The sequence below is a fragment of the Corallococcus sp. M7 genome (assembly GCF_054512695.1).
The window spans coordinates 6,574,585-6,591,248 of the sequence record NZ_CM137252.1 but is presented as its reverse complement, the minus strand read 5'-3'; the positions used below and the strand labels follow the sequence as shown (position 1 = coordinate 6,591,248).

Below are 16,664 nucleotides of genomic sequence, written 5' to 3'. Positions count from 1 at the left end.
TGCCTGCCTGGGCACGGCATGCGGCAGGCGTCAGGCGGCCACGTCCGGACCCAGCACCGGCGCCCCTTCGGCGGGCTCGGGGATGAAGGTCACCACCGGCTGGCTCTTGCCGGGGACGAGCGCGGTGGGAGCGGGGGCCCAGCGGAAGGCGTCACCCGCCCGCTCGCGGGTCGCCTGGGAGACGAGCACCGGCACCCCGAAGCCCTTGGTCAGCCGCTCGATGCGGTTGGCCAGGTTCACCGTGTCGCCAATGGCCGTGTACTCCAGGCGCCGGAACGGCGATCCGATGTTGCCCAGGACCACCGGCCCCGTGTGCACGCCCACCCCCATGCGCAGGCCGGGCTCGCCCCGGGCGGCGCGCTCGGCGTTGACGGCCTCCAGCTCCCGCACCATGTCCAGCGCGCAGCGGGTGGCGCTCCGGGCGTGCTGGGCGTCCGGCAGCGGGGCGCCGAAGTACACCATCAGTGCGTCCCCGATGAACTTGTCGAGCGTCCCGCCGTGGCGGAACACCACCTCCACCATGCGGCCGTAGTACTCGTTGAGGATGGTGACCACCTGCTCGGGGGGCAGCCGTTCGCTCAGGGCGGTGAAGTCGCGCACGTCCGCGAAGAGGACGGACACCTCGCGCAGCTCCGGGGCGGGAGAGTCCCTGTCCTGGAGGCGCTCGGCGACGGCGGGGGAGAAGTAGCGGCCCAGCCGGGCGCGCTGGAGCTCCTCCTGGGTGACCGCGGCGGACAGGAAGCGGATGCGTTGGAGGAGACGGGAGGCCCCCGCGGCCGTCATGGCCAGCATCACCGCGCCGGCCACCTGCGCGCCTCCGCCGATGGCGGCCTGCCGCTGGAGCTCCACCTCCGCGAGGATGGCGATGACGGTGACGAGCTGGGTGACGGGCCGCCGCAGGCTCAGCGCGGACAGCAGCACCAGCGCCGCGAAGATGCCCAGCGTGAAGCCGGCCACGCCGCCCGGGGACGGGGACACCGGCAGCGCCAGGTGCTGGAGCCAGTAGACGGCGGGCACGTCCACGAACGCGACGGACAGCGACGCCCAGCGGGCGATGCGCGCGGAGGCCGTCACCGCCACGGCCACGATGGTGGTGCAGACGAAGTACAGCGCGAAGGGCGCCAGGTAGATGTCCCAGTCGTGCAGCCCGCGCACGCGGCCCAGGTACACGGCCATGGAGAACAACACGCCCACCGCGCCCAGCCGGACCCAGGCCAGGTGCCGTCCATTGGACTGCCGTTCCACGTCGAGCGCGCGCCGGACGGACTCCTGCAGGCTGTCGCTGGGCATGGCGCTGGATGACATGGGAAGGGCCCCCCGGGCCGAGGGAAGCGATGGCCAGGAACAGTCGGGGCGCCATCTTGCACCGGCAGTGTGTGCCTTGCACGTCAGGTGCTCCCGGAAAGCCCTGTAGAACACAGAGTTGGCGCAAGCACGCCGGGACGGAGTAGAGGCTGAGGGCATGTCCGTGCGGTCCGTCGCCTCCTTCCTCCGTGCCGTTTCGGGGCGCCTGGCCCTGGGCGCCCTGCTGGGGCTGATGCTCTTCGCCGCCGAGACGGTCTGGCTGCTCAAGGCAGGCGTGGTGGGCGTGGACATCCCCTTGGACGGTCCCTACGCGGCGTTGGCGGCGGCGGTCCGGCCCCTGTTGCCTGGCGTCATCCTGCGCGTGGCCTCCGTGTACGCGGTCGCGGGCGGCTTGCTGGGGCTCGCCGCGGCGGTGCTGGCCTCCGCCTGGACGCGGCGGGGTGGGTGGGTGTCGCTGGCGCTGATGGTGCCGCACTGGTTGGCGCTTCTGCTGTTCTGGGCCTGGGACCGGGCGCTCGCGCGGCCCGCCCTGTTTGACGACCTGCCGGCGGTGCGGCCCGTGCTGGCGTGGCTGGTGGATCACGGCGAGCCGTGGCAGGCGCGCGCGGCGGCTGGGGCGTGGGTGGCGGTCCATCTGGCCGTGCTGGCGTGGCGCGGCGCACGGGGGCTGCGGCGGTTCGTGGCCTCCGGCGGTCCGGCGCCGCTCCGGGCGGAGCGCGTCGCGTGGAGGGTGGTGGCGGGCGTCGTCGGGGTGCTGGCGGTGGCGGTGACGGTGCGCCGTGTGGGGCCTTCCGTCCGGCAGCCGCTGGTGGTGCTCATCGGCATCGACGCGTTCCGGCCGGACCGGCTGGGCGCGACGGGACATGGCGTCGCGCCCCAGGTGGAGCGCTTCCTCCAGGACGCCACGCTCTTCACCCGGGCCTACACGCCGGTGGCGCAGACGGAGCCCGCGTGGCGCTCGCTGCTCACCGCGCGCTGGCCGTACCGCACGGGCGTGCGCTACCCGCTGACGCCCGACGCGCGGCTCGTGCTGGCGCCCACCTTCGCGCAGCGCTTCGCGGACGCGGGGTGGCGCACGGTGTTTGCCACGGACTGCTCGCGCTTCCACTTCGAGGGACCGGCCTCCGGCTTCGCCACGCGCTGGCAGCCTCCGCGCGGGGCCATCAACTTCGCACTGGAGAAGCTGCGCTACCGGGCGCTGGGCCTGTTCGCGGACAACCCGGCCGGCGCCGCGTGGGTGCCCGAGTTCATCGACAACCGCGCGCTGGCCGGCATCCATGACCCCATGGGCTATGCCCGGCGGCTGTCGGACGGGCTCGTGGCGGAAGCAGGGGAGGGGCCGCTGCTCTTCGCCTTCCACGCCACGGCGGCGCACTTCCCGGGCGACCCGGTGTACCCGTTCTACCGCCGCTACGTGTCCCCCTCCGAGCCGCTGGAGCGCCGGCTGCGCATGCACTTCGCGCCGGTGACGCCGGGCGCGAAGGGGGCGTGGAACCGCGCGGGCGCGGAGGGGCTCTACGACGAGCTGCTCGCGCAGGCGGACGCGCAGGTGGGGACGCTGCTGGACGCGCTGCGGGCCTCCGGCCGCTACGACGACGCGCTCATCGTGCTGATGTCCGACCACGGCGAGAGCTTCCACGCGGACCGGCCGGACCTGGCGGGCGCGACGTCCGTGCACGGCGCCCGGCTGGGCGACGAGGAGAACCGCATCCTGCTCGCGGTGAAGCTGCCCGGCGGCCGTGGCGCGGGCCCGGCCCAGGTGGACGCGCTGGCGCGGCTGGTGGACGTGGGCCCCACGCTGCTGGAGTTGTCCGGCCTGTCCGCGCTGCCGGAGTCGGACGGGGCGTCGCTCGGGCCGCTCTTGCGCGGCGAGGGGCGTCCGCTCACGCCGCTCTACGCGGAGACGGGCTACACGCACGTGGTTCCGGAGGTGTTCGACCCGGGCCACTGGCCCGGCGCGCCGCGCACCTTCGACGCGTACCGCCTGCGTCCGGATGGGGTGGTGGAGATGGGCGACGACGCGGGCACCGCGGTGCTGCGCGAGAAGGACACCGGCGCCTTCGACGGCCAGCGTTGGGTGGTGGACCGGCCGCAGGCGGACGGCACCGTGCGCCGCACCTGCACGGGCGACTGTGAAGGGGCGGACGCGCGAGCGCTGGCGGACTGGCTGGACGACGCGACGGAGCGCGCACCGGAGGCCGCCTCACGTAGAGTCGCCGGCCATGTCGACGACCGAAACGACTCGCGGCCTCCAGGAAACGTACGCCCCCCACAACGCCTGCTTCGGGTGTGGCCCGGCCAACCCCAAGGGGCTGCGCATCCGCAGCCGCGTGGAGGGTGACCTCGTCGTCGCGGACTGGACGCCGGAGGAGCACCACCAGGCGTTCCCGGGCGTGCTCAACGGCGGCATCATCGGCGCGCTGCTGGACTGCCACTGCAACTGGACGGCGGCGTACCACCTGATGAAGGCGCAGGGCGCGGCCACCCCGCCGTGCACCGTCACCGCCGACTACACCATCGTGCTCAAGCGCCCCACGCCCATGGGCCCCGTGCACCTGTCCGCGAAGCCCGTGTCGATTGAAGGCGACCGCGTCGTCGTGGAGGGCACCCTCACCGGGGAGAACGGCAAGGTGACGGCCACCTGCCGGGGCACCTTCGTCGCGGTGAAGGAAGGCCACCCCGCGTACCACCGCTGGTAGGCCCCGGAAACGCCTCGGGCCCCGTCACCTGCCTCTTCGTGAGAGGCGGCGCGGGGCCCGTGGGGGACAGCGGGAGCGGTGTGACTACTTGCCGGCGGCGAGCATGCGGGCGTGGTGCTCCGCGGTCTCGTTGGGCTGGCCGGGGTCACGCAGCCGGTGCACCTGGTTGCCGATCTTGTCCTGGAGGAGCATCAGGCCGTCCAGCACCTGCTCCGGACGCGGCGGGCAGCCGGGGATGTAGACGTCCACCGGGATGATGCGGTCGATGCCCTGGAGCACCGCGTAGTTGTCGTAGAAGCCGCCCGAGGACGCGCACACGCCGAACGACACGACCCACTTGGGCTCGGTCATCTGCTCGTAGACGCGCTTGAGGATGGGGGCCTGCTTCAGGTTGATGGTGCCCACCACCATCAGCAGGTCCGCCTGGCGCGGCGAGAAGCGCGGGAACTCCGCGCCGAAGCGCGAGATGTCGTGGCGGCTGGCGGCCACGGACATGTACTCCATGCCGCAGCACGCGGTGGCGTACGGGTAGGTGAACAGCGAGTACTTGCGGGCCCAGCCCAGGCCCTTGGACACCAGCTTCTGGAAGAAGCCCATGGCTTCGTCCCGGCGGGTGGTCATGATCGGCGCGATGTCGGTGTCAGCCATGGCGTTGTCTCAGCTCTCCCAGTCGAGAGCGCCCTTCTTCCAGACATAGATAAGGCCCACGACCAGGGTCGACGCGAAAACCAGCATCTCCACGTAGCCGAACCAGCCGAGCGCCTGGAAGTTCACCGCCCAGGGGTACAGGAACACCGCTTCCACGTCGAACACGATGAAGAGCAGCGCGATGACGTAGAACTTCACGGCGAAGCGCTGGCGAGCGGGACCGCTCGACTCGGAGCCTGCTTCGAAGGGGGCCGACTTGGTGCTGCTCGGGCGCTTGGGGCCCAGCCGGGTGGTGACCTGGGGGATGATCATCCCGAGGACGCCGGCCAGCAGGAGCACCACCGCCAGCGGCAGGTACGGTGCGAGGGGTGTAGTCATCGGGCGCGGACCCTAACGACACCGCTGGCGTCGTGTCAAAGGGAAACACCCCCGGGCCGGGCCCGCCAACCCCTTGAGATGACGGCTGAAACACCGCCGCCCGGACGCCTGCCCCCGGACGGGCGGTGGATCAGCGGGCACCCTCCGCTCCCGGGCCTGGACCGGGGCCGGTTTGACGCTGTGGGGAGCCCACGCCTAGCGTCAACGGGCTGTCCTTTCCGCGCTCATCGCCAGGGGAGTCGTCGACATGTGGGGCCGGCTGACCTTGCGGATGCAGGTGGCGATCGCGGTGCTGCTTCCGTGCCTCGCGGTGGTGTTCTTCACCGGGGTGTACTTCCCCGCGCGGCAGAAGGCGGCGGGCCTGGAGGTGCTCGCCGGCAGGGCCGTGACGCTGGGGACGCTGGTGGTGCGGCACCCCGCGCTCGCGCTGCCGGAGACCGCGCCGGACGCCCGCGCGCGGCGCGACGAGCTCTTCAACCAGGTGGAGTCCGGCGGCTTCACGCTGACGTTCCAGGAGCTGACCCGAGCCGACGGCACCGTGGTCGCCCTGCGTGGCCAGGTTCCGGACGGCACCCCCGAGCCGAAGCAGCCCAACCCGGGGACGTGCGCGGTGGCGCGGGACATGGATCAGGTCGTGGTGCGCTGCGAGAGCGATGGCCGCGTGTACCGCGCGGGCTTCGGCACCCACGAGGTGAAGGCGGCGCTGGCGGCCACGGAGGGCTACTCGCTCATGGGCTACCTGGGCGCCGCGGTGCTGGGCCTGGGGCTGGCGGTCATCATCAGCCGCGCCATCGCGGACCCCGTGTCGCGCGTCACGCAGGTGGCGCGCGAGGTGGCCCGGGGCGACGTGTTCCGGGGCGAGCTGGACGTGTCCGCCGCCGGCGAGGTGCGGCAGATGGCCACCTCCTTCAACGAGATGCTGGGCACGCTGCGCTCCACGGTGATGGAGCTCGTCACGCGCACCGAGCAGCTGTCCAGCGCGTCACGCGGGCTCATGGGCGCCTCCGCGGATCAGGAGCACGTCATCAGCCAGCAGGCCGCGTACGCGCAGCAGATCGCCGCCACGTTCGAGGAACTCTCCCGCACCGCCGAGCAGATCTCCTCGTCCACGGAGGTGGTGGAGTCCAGCGCGCGGCGCACCCATGACGCGGTCGCGGAGGCCATGGCGGTGGTGGCGCAGGTGGTGGGCGGCATCAACGACATCCGCACGGAGTCCAAGGGCGTGGCGGACGCCATCGTGGGGCTGAACAAGGACCTGCAGCAGGTCTCCAAGATCGCCCAGGTCATCAACCAGGTGGCGGAGCGAAGCGACCTCCTGGCGCTCAACGCGGCGCTGGAGGGCACCAAGGCGGGCGACGTGGGCCGGGGCTTCTCGCTGGTGGCCGCGGAGATGCGCAAGCTGGCGGAGAACGTGTCTGTGTCCGCGCGCGACATCGCCCGCATCGTGGAGAAGGTTCAGGACTCCGGCGAGGAGGCCGCGTCCAAGGCCCGCGTGGGCATGGCGACGAGCGACCGGGGCGTGGAGGTGGCCGAGCAGGCCTCCGCCGTCTTCCTGCGCATCGTGGAGCTGGCGCGCGGCACCAGTGAGGCGGCGCGGCAGATCACCATCGCCACCCGCCAGCAGCGTCAGTCCAGCGAGCAGGCGGTGCAGGGCGCGCGCAACGTGGCGGACCTGGTGAAGCAGGGCGTGGACGCCACCGGCCGCACCACGCGCATCGCCCAGGACCTGCAATCCGTGGCGGAAGGCCTCACCGCGGTGACGAGCCGCTTCAAGGCCCAGCCCCGGTCCTGAGCCTCCGGCTCTGATCAGACGGGCCGGGACGACGGCGCGCGGGCGCGCAGCTTCTGGAACAGCTCCGGGGCCATGGCCGCGACGCCCAGGCGGTGGTCGGGTGCCACCGCCTCGCCGTGGAAGTCGCTGCCGAAGGTGGGCACCAGGTCGAACTCCGCCGCGAGCGCCAGGTACTTCTGACGCACCGTGGGGTTGTGGTCCACGCTCAGCACCTCCAGGCCGGAGAGGCCCGCCTTCGCCAGCGCTTGGATCTCCGGGCGCTCCATCTTGGAGGAGCCGGGGTGGGCGAGCGTCGCGGTGCCGCCCGCGTTGCGGATGAGGCGGATGGCCTCCGCGCCGTCCAGCTTGAAGCGCTCCACCCACGCCGCGCGGCCCGTGCCCAGGAACCGGTCGAATGCGGCCTTCACGTCGATGCACCAGCCCTGATCCACCAGCACCCGTGCCAGGTGGGGCCGCCCCAGCTGCGCGTCCCCGGCCACCTTGCGCACCTGCTCCATGCGCACCGGGAAGCCCAGCTCCCGCAGGCGGGCCACCATGGCCTCCATGCGGTGCGTGCGCTCATCCCGCAGCCGGTCCGCGAAGCGCGCCAGGTCCGGGTCCTCCGGGCGCAGGAAGTGGCCCAGGATGTGGGCCTCCTTGCCGTAGACGAAGGCGGACAGCTCGATGCCGGGCACCAGCTCGACACCATGAGCGGCGGCGGCCGTCTTCGCCTCCTGGAGCCCCGCCACCGTGTCGTGGTCCGTCACGGCCAGGACGGTGACGCCCGCGGCGGCGGCCCGGGCCACCAGCTCCGAGGGCGGGTACTGGCCGTCACTGGCGGTGGTATGCGAATGCAGGTCAATCACGGCGGGGGACCCTCCGGAGGGCGGCGAGGCGGGCACTCTTACGCCATGTCCCCATGGGAAGGGGCCTGAAGAGCGGGCCCTGTGTGAATCCGCACGGCGGGCGGTTTGTTCCTGTCCGGTGGCGGCCCCGGGGGAGGGCGGGGCTGGAGCCGGGCCTCCCCTTGGCAGGCCGGCGGTGTTAGATCGCCGCGCCATGGCCAAGACCCAGACCCCGAAGAAGTCCACCCTTCGCGCCGCCTACGCGAACGCGCGCAAGGCGGATCCGCGCCCCATCACCGGCAAGGAGAAGCCGGCGGAGCTGCTCGCGCACGCGTTCAGCGCGTACGTGGGCCGCCAGGAGCGCACCGCGTTCGAGCTGATGCAGCAGTCCGTGCAGCAGGACGCGTCCATCTTCCTCACGCTGTCGGGCGCGATGACGCCCGCGGGCCTGCACCAGTCCTGCATCATCCCGCTGGTGGAGAAGGGCATCATCTCCGCCATCACCACCACGGGCGCCAACCTCTACCACGACGCCCACCGCATCATCGGCCACGGCATCCGCGAGGTGAACCCCAACGCGGGCGACCTCCAGTACCGCCTGGCGCGCATCATCCGCATCTACGACCTGGGCTTCTGGGAGGAGGCGCTGCTCGACACCGACCGCCTCTTCTCCGCCATCCTCCGCCAGCCGCAGTTCCAGCGGAAGATGACCACCCCGGAGTTCCACTACCTCCTGGGCAAGGCCATCTACGGCATCGAGAAGCAGCTGGGCGTGAAGCAGCCGTCGCTGCTGTCCACCTGCTACAAGCACGGCGTGCCCATCTGGGTGGGCGCGGTGCAGGACGGCTCCATCTTCCTCAACGTCGTGAAGCTGAAGCGCCTGCTGGGTGACGAGTTCAAGTTCGAGCTCGACATCAACGACGACGTCTATTCCATGGCCGCCATGCAGCACTACTGCCGCCACCACGGCAGCGGGAAGCTGGCCATCTGGATCCTGGGCGGCGGCGTGCCCAAGAACTACACGCTCCAGGGCGAGCCGCTGCTGGACCAGATTCTCAACGTCCCCACGTCGGGCTTCGACATCGACGTGCAGTTCTGCGTGGACCCGGTGGACAACGGCGCGCTGTCCAGCTGCCCGGCCGGTGAGGGCCACACCTGGGGCAAGGTGTCCGTGGAGGCGGTGGAGACGGGCTCCATGTACGTGCACTGCGACGTGACGGCGGTGTTCCCGTGGCTCACGCACGCGCTGTTCAGCGAGCCCAAGAACAAGCGCAAGCCCATGCGCCTGATGGACAAGATGGACGACGCGGTGAAGTTCCTGGACGCGGACGTCAAGAAGCGCAGCAAGTCGCTGATGAAGACGCTGGACTGGAGCGTCGAGGACGCCGAGCCCTCCTCCGAAGAGGATGCCAAGGCCCACGACAGCTTCGTGCGTTAGAGCGGAAGTCCTTCCAACCCAGGCCTCAAGTCCCAAGGAGACGGTGATGAGTCAGCAGCCCGCGACGGGTGTGGTGATGTCCCTGGTGAGTGCTCCCCAGCTGAAGACGCAGGTGACGCACGGTCCGTCCGGCGCGACGCTGCCCACGGAGGCGCCGAAGGACAACGGCGGCACCGGCGGCAGCTTCTCCCCCACGGACCTGGTGGCCACGGCGCTGGCGTCCTGTGTCGTGACGACCATGCACCTGGTGGCCGGCAAGGAGGGCATCACCCTGGGCGAGGTGCGCGCGACGGTGGAGAAGCGGATGACCCCGCCGCCGCGCAAGATCGGGGAGCTGGTGCTGTCCATCCTGATGCCGTCCGGCCTGGTGCCGGAGCACCGCGCCCTGCTGGAGAAGATCGCCCACGAGTGTCCCGTGGCGCGCAGCCTCCACCCGGACGTGAAGGTGACGGCGTCGTTCGGCTACCCGGACTGAAGCGGCCGTGAAGGGGCTCGGCGGGCCGCCTGCCTTCCGAGCCTCCGCCGAGCTCCGATGGCCGCGTGCGGCAAGCGGACGTCGTGCCCACCCTCGTGAAGTCCATTGATGCCTCGGGGGAGGGGCACACGGCATGAATGTGAAGCGACTGGGCATCTATCTCAACGACCACCTGCTGGGCTCCACCGTGGGGCTGGATCTCGCGAAGCGGACGGAGCGCGAGAACCGCAGCAACCCGGTGGGCCAGTACCTGGCCACGCTCATCCCGCTCATCGAGCAGGACCGCGCCACGCTGCTCACCGTGATGTCCGCGCTGGAGGTCCGCGTGGATCCGCTGAAGGTGGGCGGCGCGTGGATCACCGAGAAGCTGTCGCGGCTGAAGCTCAATGGCTCCTGGCTGCGCTACTCGCCGCTGAGCCGGCTGGTGGAGCTGGAGGGCTTGTGCGTGGGCTCCCACGGGCGGGTGTCCCTGTGGAGGAGCCTGGAGCGCGTGGCCGCGAAGGATCCGCGCCTGGCGCGGTTCGACTTCGCCTTCCTCGCCGACCGCGCCGACGGGCAGCTGGAGACGCTCCAGACGCTGCGGCTGCGCTCGACGGATGCCGCGTTCAGCGACACATCCGTCGAGACCGGCGAACAGGCACCGGTCCCGACGGAGGCTTGAGCCGTCAGGGCCTTCAGGTCCCCGAGGGCGAGACGGGCGCGCGCGTCCCGCCGTTCTCGGGGCCGGGCAAGAGGCGCAGCTGGCTGGCGGAGGTGAACGTCGCGTCCACCTCCCGCTCCAGGTACGTGTAGCCGGACAGGCCGTCCTCGTAGACGCGCAGCAGGTTGCGCGACTCGTCCAGGGTGATGCGCCCCTGGCGCAGCGCCAGCTCCGTGAACTTGCGCAGCTTCGCGACGAGGTCGTCCTTGTTGTAGCTCACGTAGTTGAGCACTTCCGTCACGGTGTCCCCGGCGACGACGTGGTCGATGAGGTAGCCGCCGCCCGGAGCCAGCGACACCTGCACCGTGTGCGTGTCCCCGAAGAGGTTGTGCAGGTCGCCCAAAATCTCCTGGTACGCGCCCACCAGGAAGATGCCCAGGTAGTAGTCGTCGCTGTTGAGCGCGTGCAGCTCCAGCGCGTCCTTCACCTCGCGCTTGTCGATGAAGTGCTCGATCTTCCCGTCCGAGTCGCAGGTGATGTCCGCCAGCGTCGCGCGCCGGGTCGGCTTCTCCGCCAGACGGTGGATGGGCATCATCGGGAAGAGCTGATCAATGGCCCACGAGTCCGGCAGCGACTGGAACACGGAGAAGTTGCAGAAGTACGTGTCCGACAGCTGCTTCTCCAGGGCCTCCAGCTCCTCCGGAATCTCCCCGGCCTCGCGCGCCACGCGCAGGATCTTGTGGCAGATGGCCCAGTAGAGGTTCTCCGCCGCCACGCGCTGCTCCAGCGACAGGTGGCCCAGGGAGAAGAGCTGGAGGCTCTCCTCCTTGGCGTCCTGCGCGTCGTGGAAGGCCTCGATGACGTTCTTGTTCGTCACCTCGCGGAACGTCGAATAGAGGTTGCGCACCACGGAGGGCGCCTTCTCATCCACCTTGTCGGGCGTCTGGGACGGGTCGAACTCGCTGGTGCCCAGCACGTCCACCACCAGCACCGCGTGGTGCGCCACCACGGCGCGGCCGGACTCGGAGACGAGCGTGGGGTGCGGCACGCCCGCGCGGTCGCAGGCCTCCATCACGCCGAAGACGACGTCGTTGGCGTACTCCTCCGTCGTGTAGTTCATGGAGGAGGCGAAGTTCGTCTGGGAGCCGTCGTAGTCCACGCCCAGGCCGCCGCCCACGTCCAGGTACTTCAAGGGCGCGCCCTGGCGGGCCACCTCCACGTAGAAGCAGCCCACCTCGCGCAGCGCGTTCTTCACGTTGCGGATGTTGGAGATCTGGCTTCCCAGGTGGAAGTGAAGCAGCTCGAAGGAGGCGAGCAGGCCCGCGTCCTTCATGAAGCTGATGCAGTTCATCAGCTCCGACGAGGACAGGCCGAACTTGGAGCGGTCACCTCCGGACGCCTCCCACTTGCCGGCGCCGCGCGTGGACAGCTTCACGCGCATGCCCAGCCGCGGCGTGATGCCGGTGCGGCGCGCCACCTCCGCGATGAGGGGCAGCTCGCTGGGCTTCTCCACCACCAGGATGACGTTGCGGCCCAGGCGCGAGTAGAAGAGCGCCGTCTCGATGTACTCCTCGTCCTTGTAGCCGTTGCAGATGACGAGCGCGTCCTCGCTGTCCAGCAGCGCCATGACGGCGAGCAGCTCCGGCTTGGAGCCGGCCTCCAGGCCGTAGGTGTGCTCCTTGCCCGCCTCGATGATGGTCTCCACCACGTAGCGGTGCTGGTTCACCTTGATGGGGTACACGCCCCGGTACAGGCCCTTGTAGCCCTGATCCGCGATGGCCTTCTTGAACGCGTTGTTCAGGTGCACCACGCGGTGGCGCAGCACGTCCGTGAAGCGCAGGAGCAGCGGCAGGCCGATGCCCCGGCGGCGGACCTCGTCCACCAGCTCCTTGAGGTCCATGCTCGGAGCGGCGGGCCCGTCCGGGTGGACGCACACGTGGCCCTTGTCGTTGATGCCGAAGTAGGGCGAGCCCCAGTTGCGGATGCCGTACAGCTCGTGGGCATCGGCCAGGGTCCAGCGGTGCTGAGGGGAGGGAGCGGCCATCGTTGTTTCGTGCCTCCGGTGGAGCGCGCGGCGGGGTGTGGAAACTCCCATGAACACGGGAGGGGGGCCGGACTATCGGAAACGCCCCATCCATTCAATAGCCGCCTGTTCCCAGGGCAGGCAGGCGGGCAGGGGCCCATTACCGGGCTCTGGCCCTGGTGGGCCGGTCAGCATCCAATTCCTACCCTTCCTCCTAGGCAGCGCAGGGAGGCCGAGTGGAGAGAAGGGGAGGGTACATGGAGTCGTCCGCACGCAGGGAAGAGGCAGCGCCACTGACCCCGCGGGAGATCTTCGAACGGTTGGATCGCTACGTCATCGGCCAGGACGCCGCGAAGCGAGCGGTGGCCATCGCCGCGCACAACCACCTCAAGCGCATCCAGGCGCGGCGGATGCGCCGGCAGTCCCTCATCAAGAAGTCGAACATCCTGCTGATTGGTCCCACGGGCAGCGGCAAGACGCACATCGCGCGAAACCTGGCGGAGATCCTCCACGTCCCGTTCACCACCGTGGACGCCACCGAGTACACGGAGGCGGGCTACTACGGGAAGGACGTGGAGGTGATGGTGTCCGACCTGCTCTTCAAGGCGAACCACTCCGTGGAGGACACCCAGCGGGGCATCATCTTCATCGACGAGGTGGACAAGATCGCCCGCCGCACTCAAGGAGCGCGCAACGGCGCGGGCAGCCGCGACATCGGCGGCGAGGGCGTGCAGCAGTCGCTCTTGAAGCTCCTGGAGGGGCGCGAGGTGCACGTGCCCATGAACGTCACGCAGGCGTGGAACAAGAGTGACTTCGTGCAGGTGGACACGCGCGACATCCTCTTCATCTGCGCGGGCACGTTCAGCGACCTGCATGACTATGGCGACGAGGGCAGCCGGGCCATGGGCTTCGGCGCGGACGCGCTCGGGGCGAAGCGCAAGGAGAAGCGCATCTCCACGAAGCAGCTGGTGGACTTCGGGATGATGGCGGAGTTCCTGGGCCGCATGCCGGTGATGGTGCAGCTGGAGCGGCTGGGCGAGCCCGACCTCTTGCGCGTGCTCACCGAGCCGCCCGATGCCATCACGCGCGAGTTCAAGGAGCTGCTGGCGCTGGATGAGATCGAGCTGGAGTTCCCGGAGAGCGGCCTGCGGGAGGTGGTGCGCTACTCCATCGCGCGCGGGCTGGGGGCTCGTGGCCTGCGCTCCATCCTGGAGCACGTGATGTCGGACATCATGTTCGAGGCGCCGGAGCGCAAGCACCGTCAGGTGACGGTGGACGCGGAGTTCGTGAAGGCGCGGCTCGCGGCGCTGGACGACGTGGAGCTCAACGCTTAGCGGGCGTGGGCTTCTCGGAGGTCCGGGCGGCGGCGCCCAGCCGTGCCGCCGCCTGCGGATCCTGGATGAGCTGGAGCACCACGTCGTTGCGGAGCAGCGCCCGCGTGTCGCCTCGCTCCAGCGCGTCCTGCAGGTCCCGGTGTGACAGCGCGACCTGGAAGCGCGGGTCCTTGCGCAGCGCCTTGTAGGCCGGATCCTCCTGGAGCTTCTTCGCCTTCGCCGGGTCGTGCGTGGCCTGGGCCACCTGGACCAGATCCTCCAGCGGGGCGAACTGGGTCAGCTCGAAGAGGTTGAAGCGGCGGGACAGGTCGAAGGCGACGGAGCCCTTGGGAGCCACGCCCCAGCGCTGGCCCGCGATGACGACGTGCTGCTCCATGAACGTCAGCGCGCTCAGGCAGACCCAGAACAGGGCCGCCATCTTCCCACCGCCGAGCACGAAGCCCAGGGTGCGGTCCAGGCCGCGCTCGTCGGGGTCCTTGCCGGAGAGGAAGCGCAGCAGCAGCGCGCCCAGGGCGTAGCGCACGGTGAGCCACGTGACGACGAAGAGCAGCACCGTGCCGAAGAGCGTCCCGATGAGCAGCGGTGAGCCCAGCGCGATGGCGAGCTTGGGGCCGATGACGGGCGCGAGCTTGCGCGAGACGAAGTAGCCCGCCGCGAGCCCCACGGAGTTGGCCACCTGCCGGGCGGCGCCGGAGAGGGCGCCGAGGAGGCCGAAGAACAGCACCATGCCCAGGAGGATGAGGTCGATGACCATGGGGAGGGCTCCTGGGGGCCGCTAGCGGATCTTGAACGAGGAGTCGCCCTTGGACTTGTCCGCGGACTGTTTCTGGGCTTCCGCGAGGGCTTCCTTGTAGCGGGCGTTGGAGGGCTCGTAGGTGAGCGCCATCTTGAGGTTGCGCTCCGCGGCGGACGGGTTGCCGGACTCCAGGTCCTTCTGGGCCTGCGTGTAGAACTGACGGCCCTTGGGGTGGGTGCCGATCTGCTCTTCCTGTTCCTTCTTCGCGGCGGCCTTCGTCTCGGCCTCGGAGGCGTCGGTGAAGCGCAGCTTCTGCGCGCGGTCCGGGCCGGCGATGTCGGTGAGGTACTTCTTGCGCTTGGTGTCGTCGCGCAGGACGTAATAGGCCTCGGTGACGCGCTTGTAGAGCTCGTTCACCTGGTCCTTGAGGGCCTTGGACTCCAGCTGGAAGAAGCGGTCCGGGTGGTAGACGCGGCTCTCTCTGTAGAACGCCTTCTTGATGTCGCCGGGGGCCGCGGCGCGGTCCAGGCCGAGCACCTCGAAGTAGTCCATCTGGTCGAGCTTCGCGCAGCGGGCCTCCAGGTCCACGAGCTGCTCCGGGCTGAGGGCCGGGCCTCCCGCGGCGGCGGGCGGCGGCGGAGGCGCGCTGGCGGCGGGAGGGCGCGGCGGAGCCACGGGCGGCGGCGTCGGAGGCCGGGGAGAACCGGCGGGCGCGAGCGCGGGCAGGGACGTGGTGGGGCGGTTGCCGGGGCGCGGCGGCGCGGAAGTCGCCGGAGCGATGGGCGGGACGACCTGCCCGACGGCGAGCACCGGCGGCGGTGTCGCGGAGATGGAGGGCGGGGCCGGAGGTCTGGGCGCGACGGGCGGAGGCGTCACCGGGCCCACGGTGGGAGGGCCCGGAGGCCGGGCACCCGCGGGGGCGATGGTGGGCACCGAAGGCGGACGGGCCGCGGGAGCCACGGGCGGGATCACCGGGCTCAGCGGCTGCATGGTCGGCACGGCCGCGGGACCGCGAGCCACGGGCGGCGGCGTCGGCATGGACGCGATGCTCGGCACCGCCGGAGGCATGGCGGGAGGCATCGCGGGCGAAGCGCTCGCGGTCGGCGGAACGACTGGAGCAATGCGAGGCGCCGGCGCGGGAGCCGTCCCCGCGCCCACCGCGGGCGTCGTGACGGTGGGCCGGGCCGTGGCGGGAGCCTGCGGAGTCACCGCGCCCACGGCCGGTGTCGTGGTGGTGGGCCGGGCGGCGGCGGGAGCTGACGGAGTCACCGCGCCCACTGCGGGCGTCGTGGTGGTGGGCCGGGCGGCGGCGGGAGCCTGCGGAGTCACCGCGCCCACGGTCGGCGTCGTGGTGGTCGGTCGAGCAGTTGCGGGAGCCTGCGGAGTCACCGCGCCCACTGCGGGCGTCGTGGTGGTCGGTCGAGCAGTGGCGGGAGCCTGCGGAGGAGTCACCGCACCGACGGCAGGAATCGCGGTCGCGGTCGGGCGAGCACCGGCGGGAGTCACCGCGCCCACTGTTGGAATCGCGGTCACGGTCGCGCGAGGCGTGGCCGGAGCCTGGGGCGGGGGCACCGCGCCCACGGCCGGAATCGCGGTCACGGTCACGCGAGGCGTGGCGGGCTCTGCCGGAGCCTGGGGCGGAGTCACCGCGCCCACCGCCGGGATCGCGGTCACGGTCGCGCGAGGCGTGGCGGGCGTTGCCGCAGCCTGGGGCGGGGTCACCGCGCCGACAGCTGGCATCGCGGTCACGGTGGGCCGGGTCTGCGCGGTCGTCACCGGAGGCATGGACGCGACTCCGACGGACGGAACCCCCGACACCGTGGGCCGTGCCGCGGCAGGGGTCCCCACAGGGGCGATACCCGGCGGTGTCCCACGGGGAGCAGCACCCATGGGCGCGAGGCCCGCGGGCGTGGGCCTAGGAGGCGCCCCCGTCGTGGGTGCTCCTCCCTCGGGAGGGACGGACGGCACACCGCTGGACGACGCGGGCTGAGCTGTCGCCGGAGCCACGGGCGGAACACCAACCACGGCAGGAGCCACCGAAGGAACCTGACCCGACGCGGGTCGTGCCGGCGCTGGAGCAGCGGGATCCACTGAAGGAACCTGGCCCGAAGCAGGGCGCGCCGTCGCCGGAGCCGCAGGCGCTACCGAAGGAACCTGGCCCGAAGCAGGGCGCGCCGTCGCCGGAGCCGCAGGAGCCACCGAAGGAACCTGGCCCGAAGCAGGCCGCGCCGTCGCCGGAGCCGCAGGAGCTACCGAAGGAACCTGTCCTGACGCAGGCCGGGCCGCCGCTGGAGCAGCAGGAGCTACCGAAGGAACCTGACCCGACGCGGGCCGTGCCGTTGCCGGAGCCACCGAAGGAACCTGTCCCGACG

14 protein-coding genes are annotated in these 16,664 nt (G+C 71.1%); 7 read left to right on the top strand and 7 right to left on the bottom strand.

What is annotated here, in order from left to right; translation table 11 throughout:
* Positions 1 to 30 precede the first annotated feature (30 nt).
* The gene (locus ACX114_RS26450) at positions 31 to 1,305 is read right to left on the bottom strand and encodes an adenylate/guanylate cyclase domain-containing protein (RefSeq protein ID WP_459288954.1); all 1,275 of its coding nucleotides are present in this window, start codon (positions 1,303 to 1,305) and stop codon (positions 31 to 33) included.
* A 157-nt stretch (positions 1,306 to 1,462) separates the two neighbouring features.
* Between ACX114_RS26450 and ACX114_RS26445 the strand changes: the two genes are divergently transcribed.
* Positions 1,463 to 3,646, top strand: a complete 2,184-nt coding sequence (locus tag ACX114_RS26445; protein ID WP_459288952.1) for a sulfatase-like hydrolase/transferase — start codon at positions 1,463 to 1,465, stop codon at positions 3,644 to 3,646.
* Entirely contained in the window at positions 3,636 to 4,004 is a 369-nt protein-coding gene (locus tag ACX114_RS26440; protein WP_014398098.1) for a PaaI family thioesterase, read from the top strand. The genes ACX114_RS26445 and ACX114_RS26440 overlap by 11 nt, the downstream gene beginning before the upstream one ends.
* 84 nt (positions 4,005 to 4,088) lie before the next feature.
* On the opposite strand, the gene ACX114_RS26435 is transcribed toward ACX114_RS26440, so the two are convergent.
* Together ACX114_RS26435 and ACX114_RS26430 are read right to left on the bottom strand one after the other, a co-directional pair.
* The gene (locus ACX114_RS26435; RefSeq protein ID WP_014398097.1) at positions 4,089 to 4,652 is read right to left on the bottom strand and encodes an NADH-quinone oxidoreductase subunit B; all 564 of its coding nucleotides are present in this window, start codon (positions 4,650 to 4,652) and stop codon (positions 4,089 to 4,091) included.
* Between the two features lie 9 nt (positions 4,653 to 4,661).
* Positions 4,662 to 5,030, bottom strand: a complete 369-nt coding sequence (locus tag ACX114_RS26430) for an NADH-quinone oxidoreductase subunit A (protein ID WP_143901814.1) — start codon at positions 5,028 to 5,030, stop codon at positions 4,662 to 4,664.
* A gap of 247 nt (positions 5,031 to 5,277) precedes the next feature.
* On the opposite strand from ACX114_RS26430, the gene ACX114_RS26425 reads away from it, so the two are divergent.
* On the top strand, positions 5,278 to 6,822 hold the full coding sequence (locus ACX114_RS26425; RefSeq protein WP_459288949.1) for a methyl-accepting chemotaxis protein: 1,545 nt from the start codon (positions 5,278 to 5,280) through the stop codon (positions 6,820 to 6,822).
* Positions 6,823 to 6,836: 14 nt separating this feature from the next.
* Here ACX114_RS26425 and ACX114_RS26420 read toward each other — a convergent pair whose 3' ends face one another.
* Positions 6,837 to 7,667 (bottom strand): PHP domain-containing protein, encoded by an 831-nt coding sequence (locus ACX114_RS26420; protein WP_459288947.1) that lies wholly within the window; start codon positions 7,665 to 7,667, stop codon positions 6,837 to 6,839.
* Between the two features lie 193 nt (positions 7,668 to 7,860).
* On the opposite strand from ACX114_RS26420, the gene ACX114_RS26415 reads away from it, so the two are divergent.
* From ACX114_RS26415 to ACX114_RS26405, 3 genes are all read left to right on the top strand, one after another.
* On the top strand, positions 7,861 to 9,084 hold the full coding sequence (locus ACX114_RS26415) for a deoxyhypusine synthase family protein (RefSeq protein WP_459288945.1): 1,224 nt from the start codon (positions 7,861 to 7,863) through the stop codon (positions 9,082 to 9,084).
* 46 nt (positions 9,085 to 9,130) lie between these two features.
* Positions 9,131 to 9,559: an OsmC family protein gene (locus tag ACX114_RS26410; RefSeq protein WP_459288943.1), complete on the top strand. Its 429-nt coding sequence runs from the start codon at positions 9,131 to 9,133 to the stop codon at positions 9,557 to 9,559.
* A gap of 133 nt (positions 9,560 to 9,692) precedes the next feature.
* On the top strand, positions 9,693 to 10,220 hold the full coding sequence (locus tag ACX114_RS26405) for a hypothetical protein (protein WP_459288941.1): 528 nt from the start codon (positions 9,693 to 9,695) through the stop codon (positions 10,218 to 10,220).
* A 13-nt stretch (positions 10,221 to 10,233) separates the two neighbouring features.
* Here the strand turns inward: ACX114_RS26405 and speA are convergent, their stop codons facing one another.
* Entirely contained in the window at positions 10,234 to 12,243 is a 2,010-nt protein-coding gene (gene speA / locus ACX114_RS26400; protein ID WP_459288939.1) for a biosynthetic arginine decarboxylase, read from the bottom strand.
* Between the two features lie 236 nt (positions 12,244 to 12,479).
* Here speA and clpX point away from each other — a divergent pair, with 236 nt between their 5' ends.
* The gene (gene clpX / locus ACX114_RS26395) at positions 12,480 to 13,556 is read left to right on the top strand and encodes an ATP-dependent Clp protease ATP-binding subunit ClpX (protein WP_459288937.1); all 1,077 of its coding nucleotides are present in this window, start codon (positions 12,480 to 12,482) and stop codon (positions 13,554 to 13,556) included.
* Here clpX and ACX114_RS26390 read toward each other — a convergent pair.
* Both ACX114_RS26390 and ACX114_RS26385 read right to left on the bottom strand, forming a co-directional pair.
* Positions 13,546 to 14,310 (bottom strand): CvpA family protein, encoded by a 765-nt coding sequence (locus ACX114_RS26390; protein ID WP_459288935.1) that lies wholly within the window; start codon positions 14,308 to 14,310, stop codon positions 13,546 to 13,548. The two genes, clpX and ACX114_RS26390, sit on opposite strands and share 11 nt — an antisense overlap.
* A 21-nt stretch (positions 14,311 to 14,331) precedes the next feature.
* Positions 14,332 to 16,077 carry a J domain-containing protein gene (locus tag ACX114_RS26385; RefSeq protein WP_459288933.1) on the bottom strand — a complete coding sequence of 582 codons (1,746 nt, stop codon included), beginning with the start codon at positions 16,075 to 16,077 and terminating at the stop codon, positions 14,332 to 14,334.
* Positions 16,078 to 16,664 lie beyond the last annotated feature (587 nt).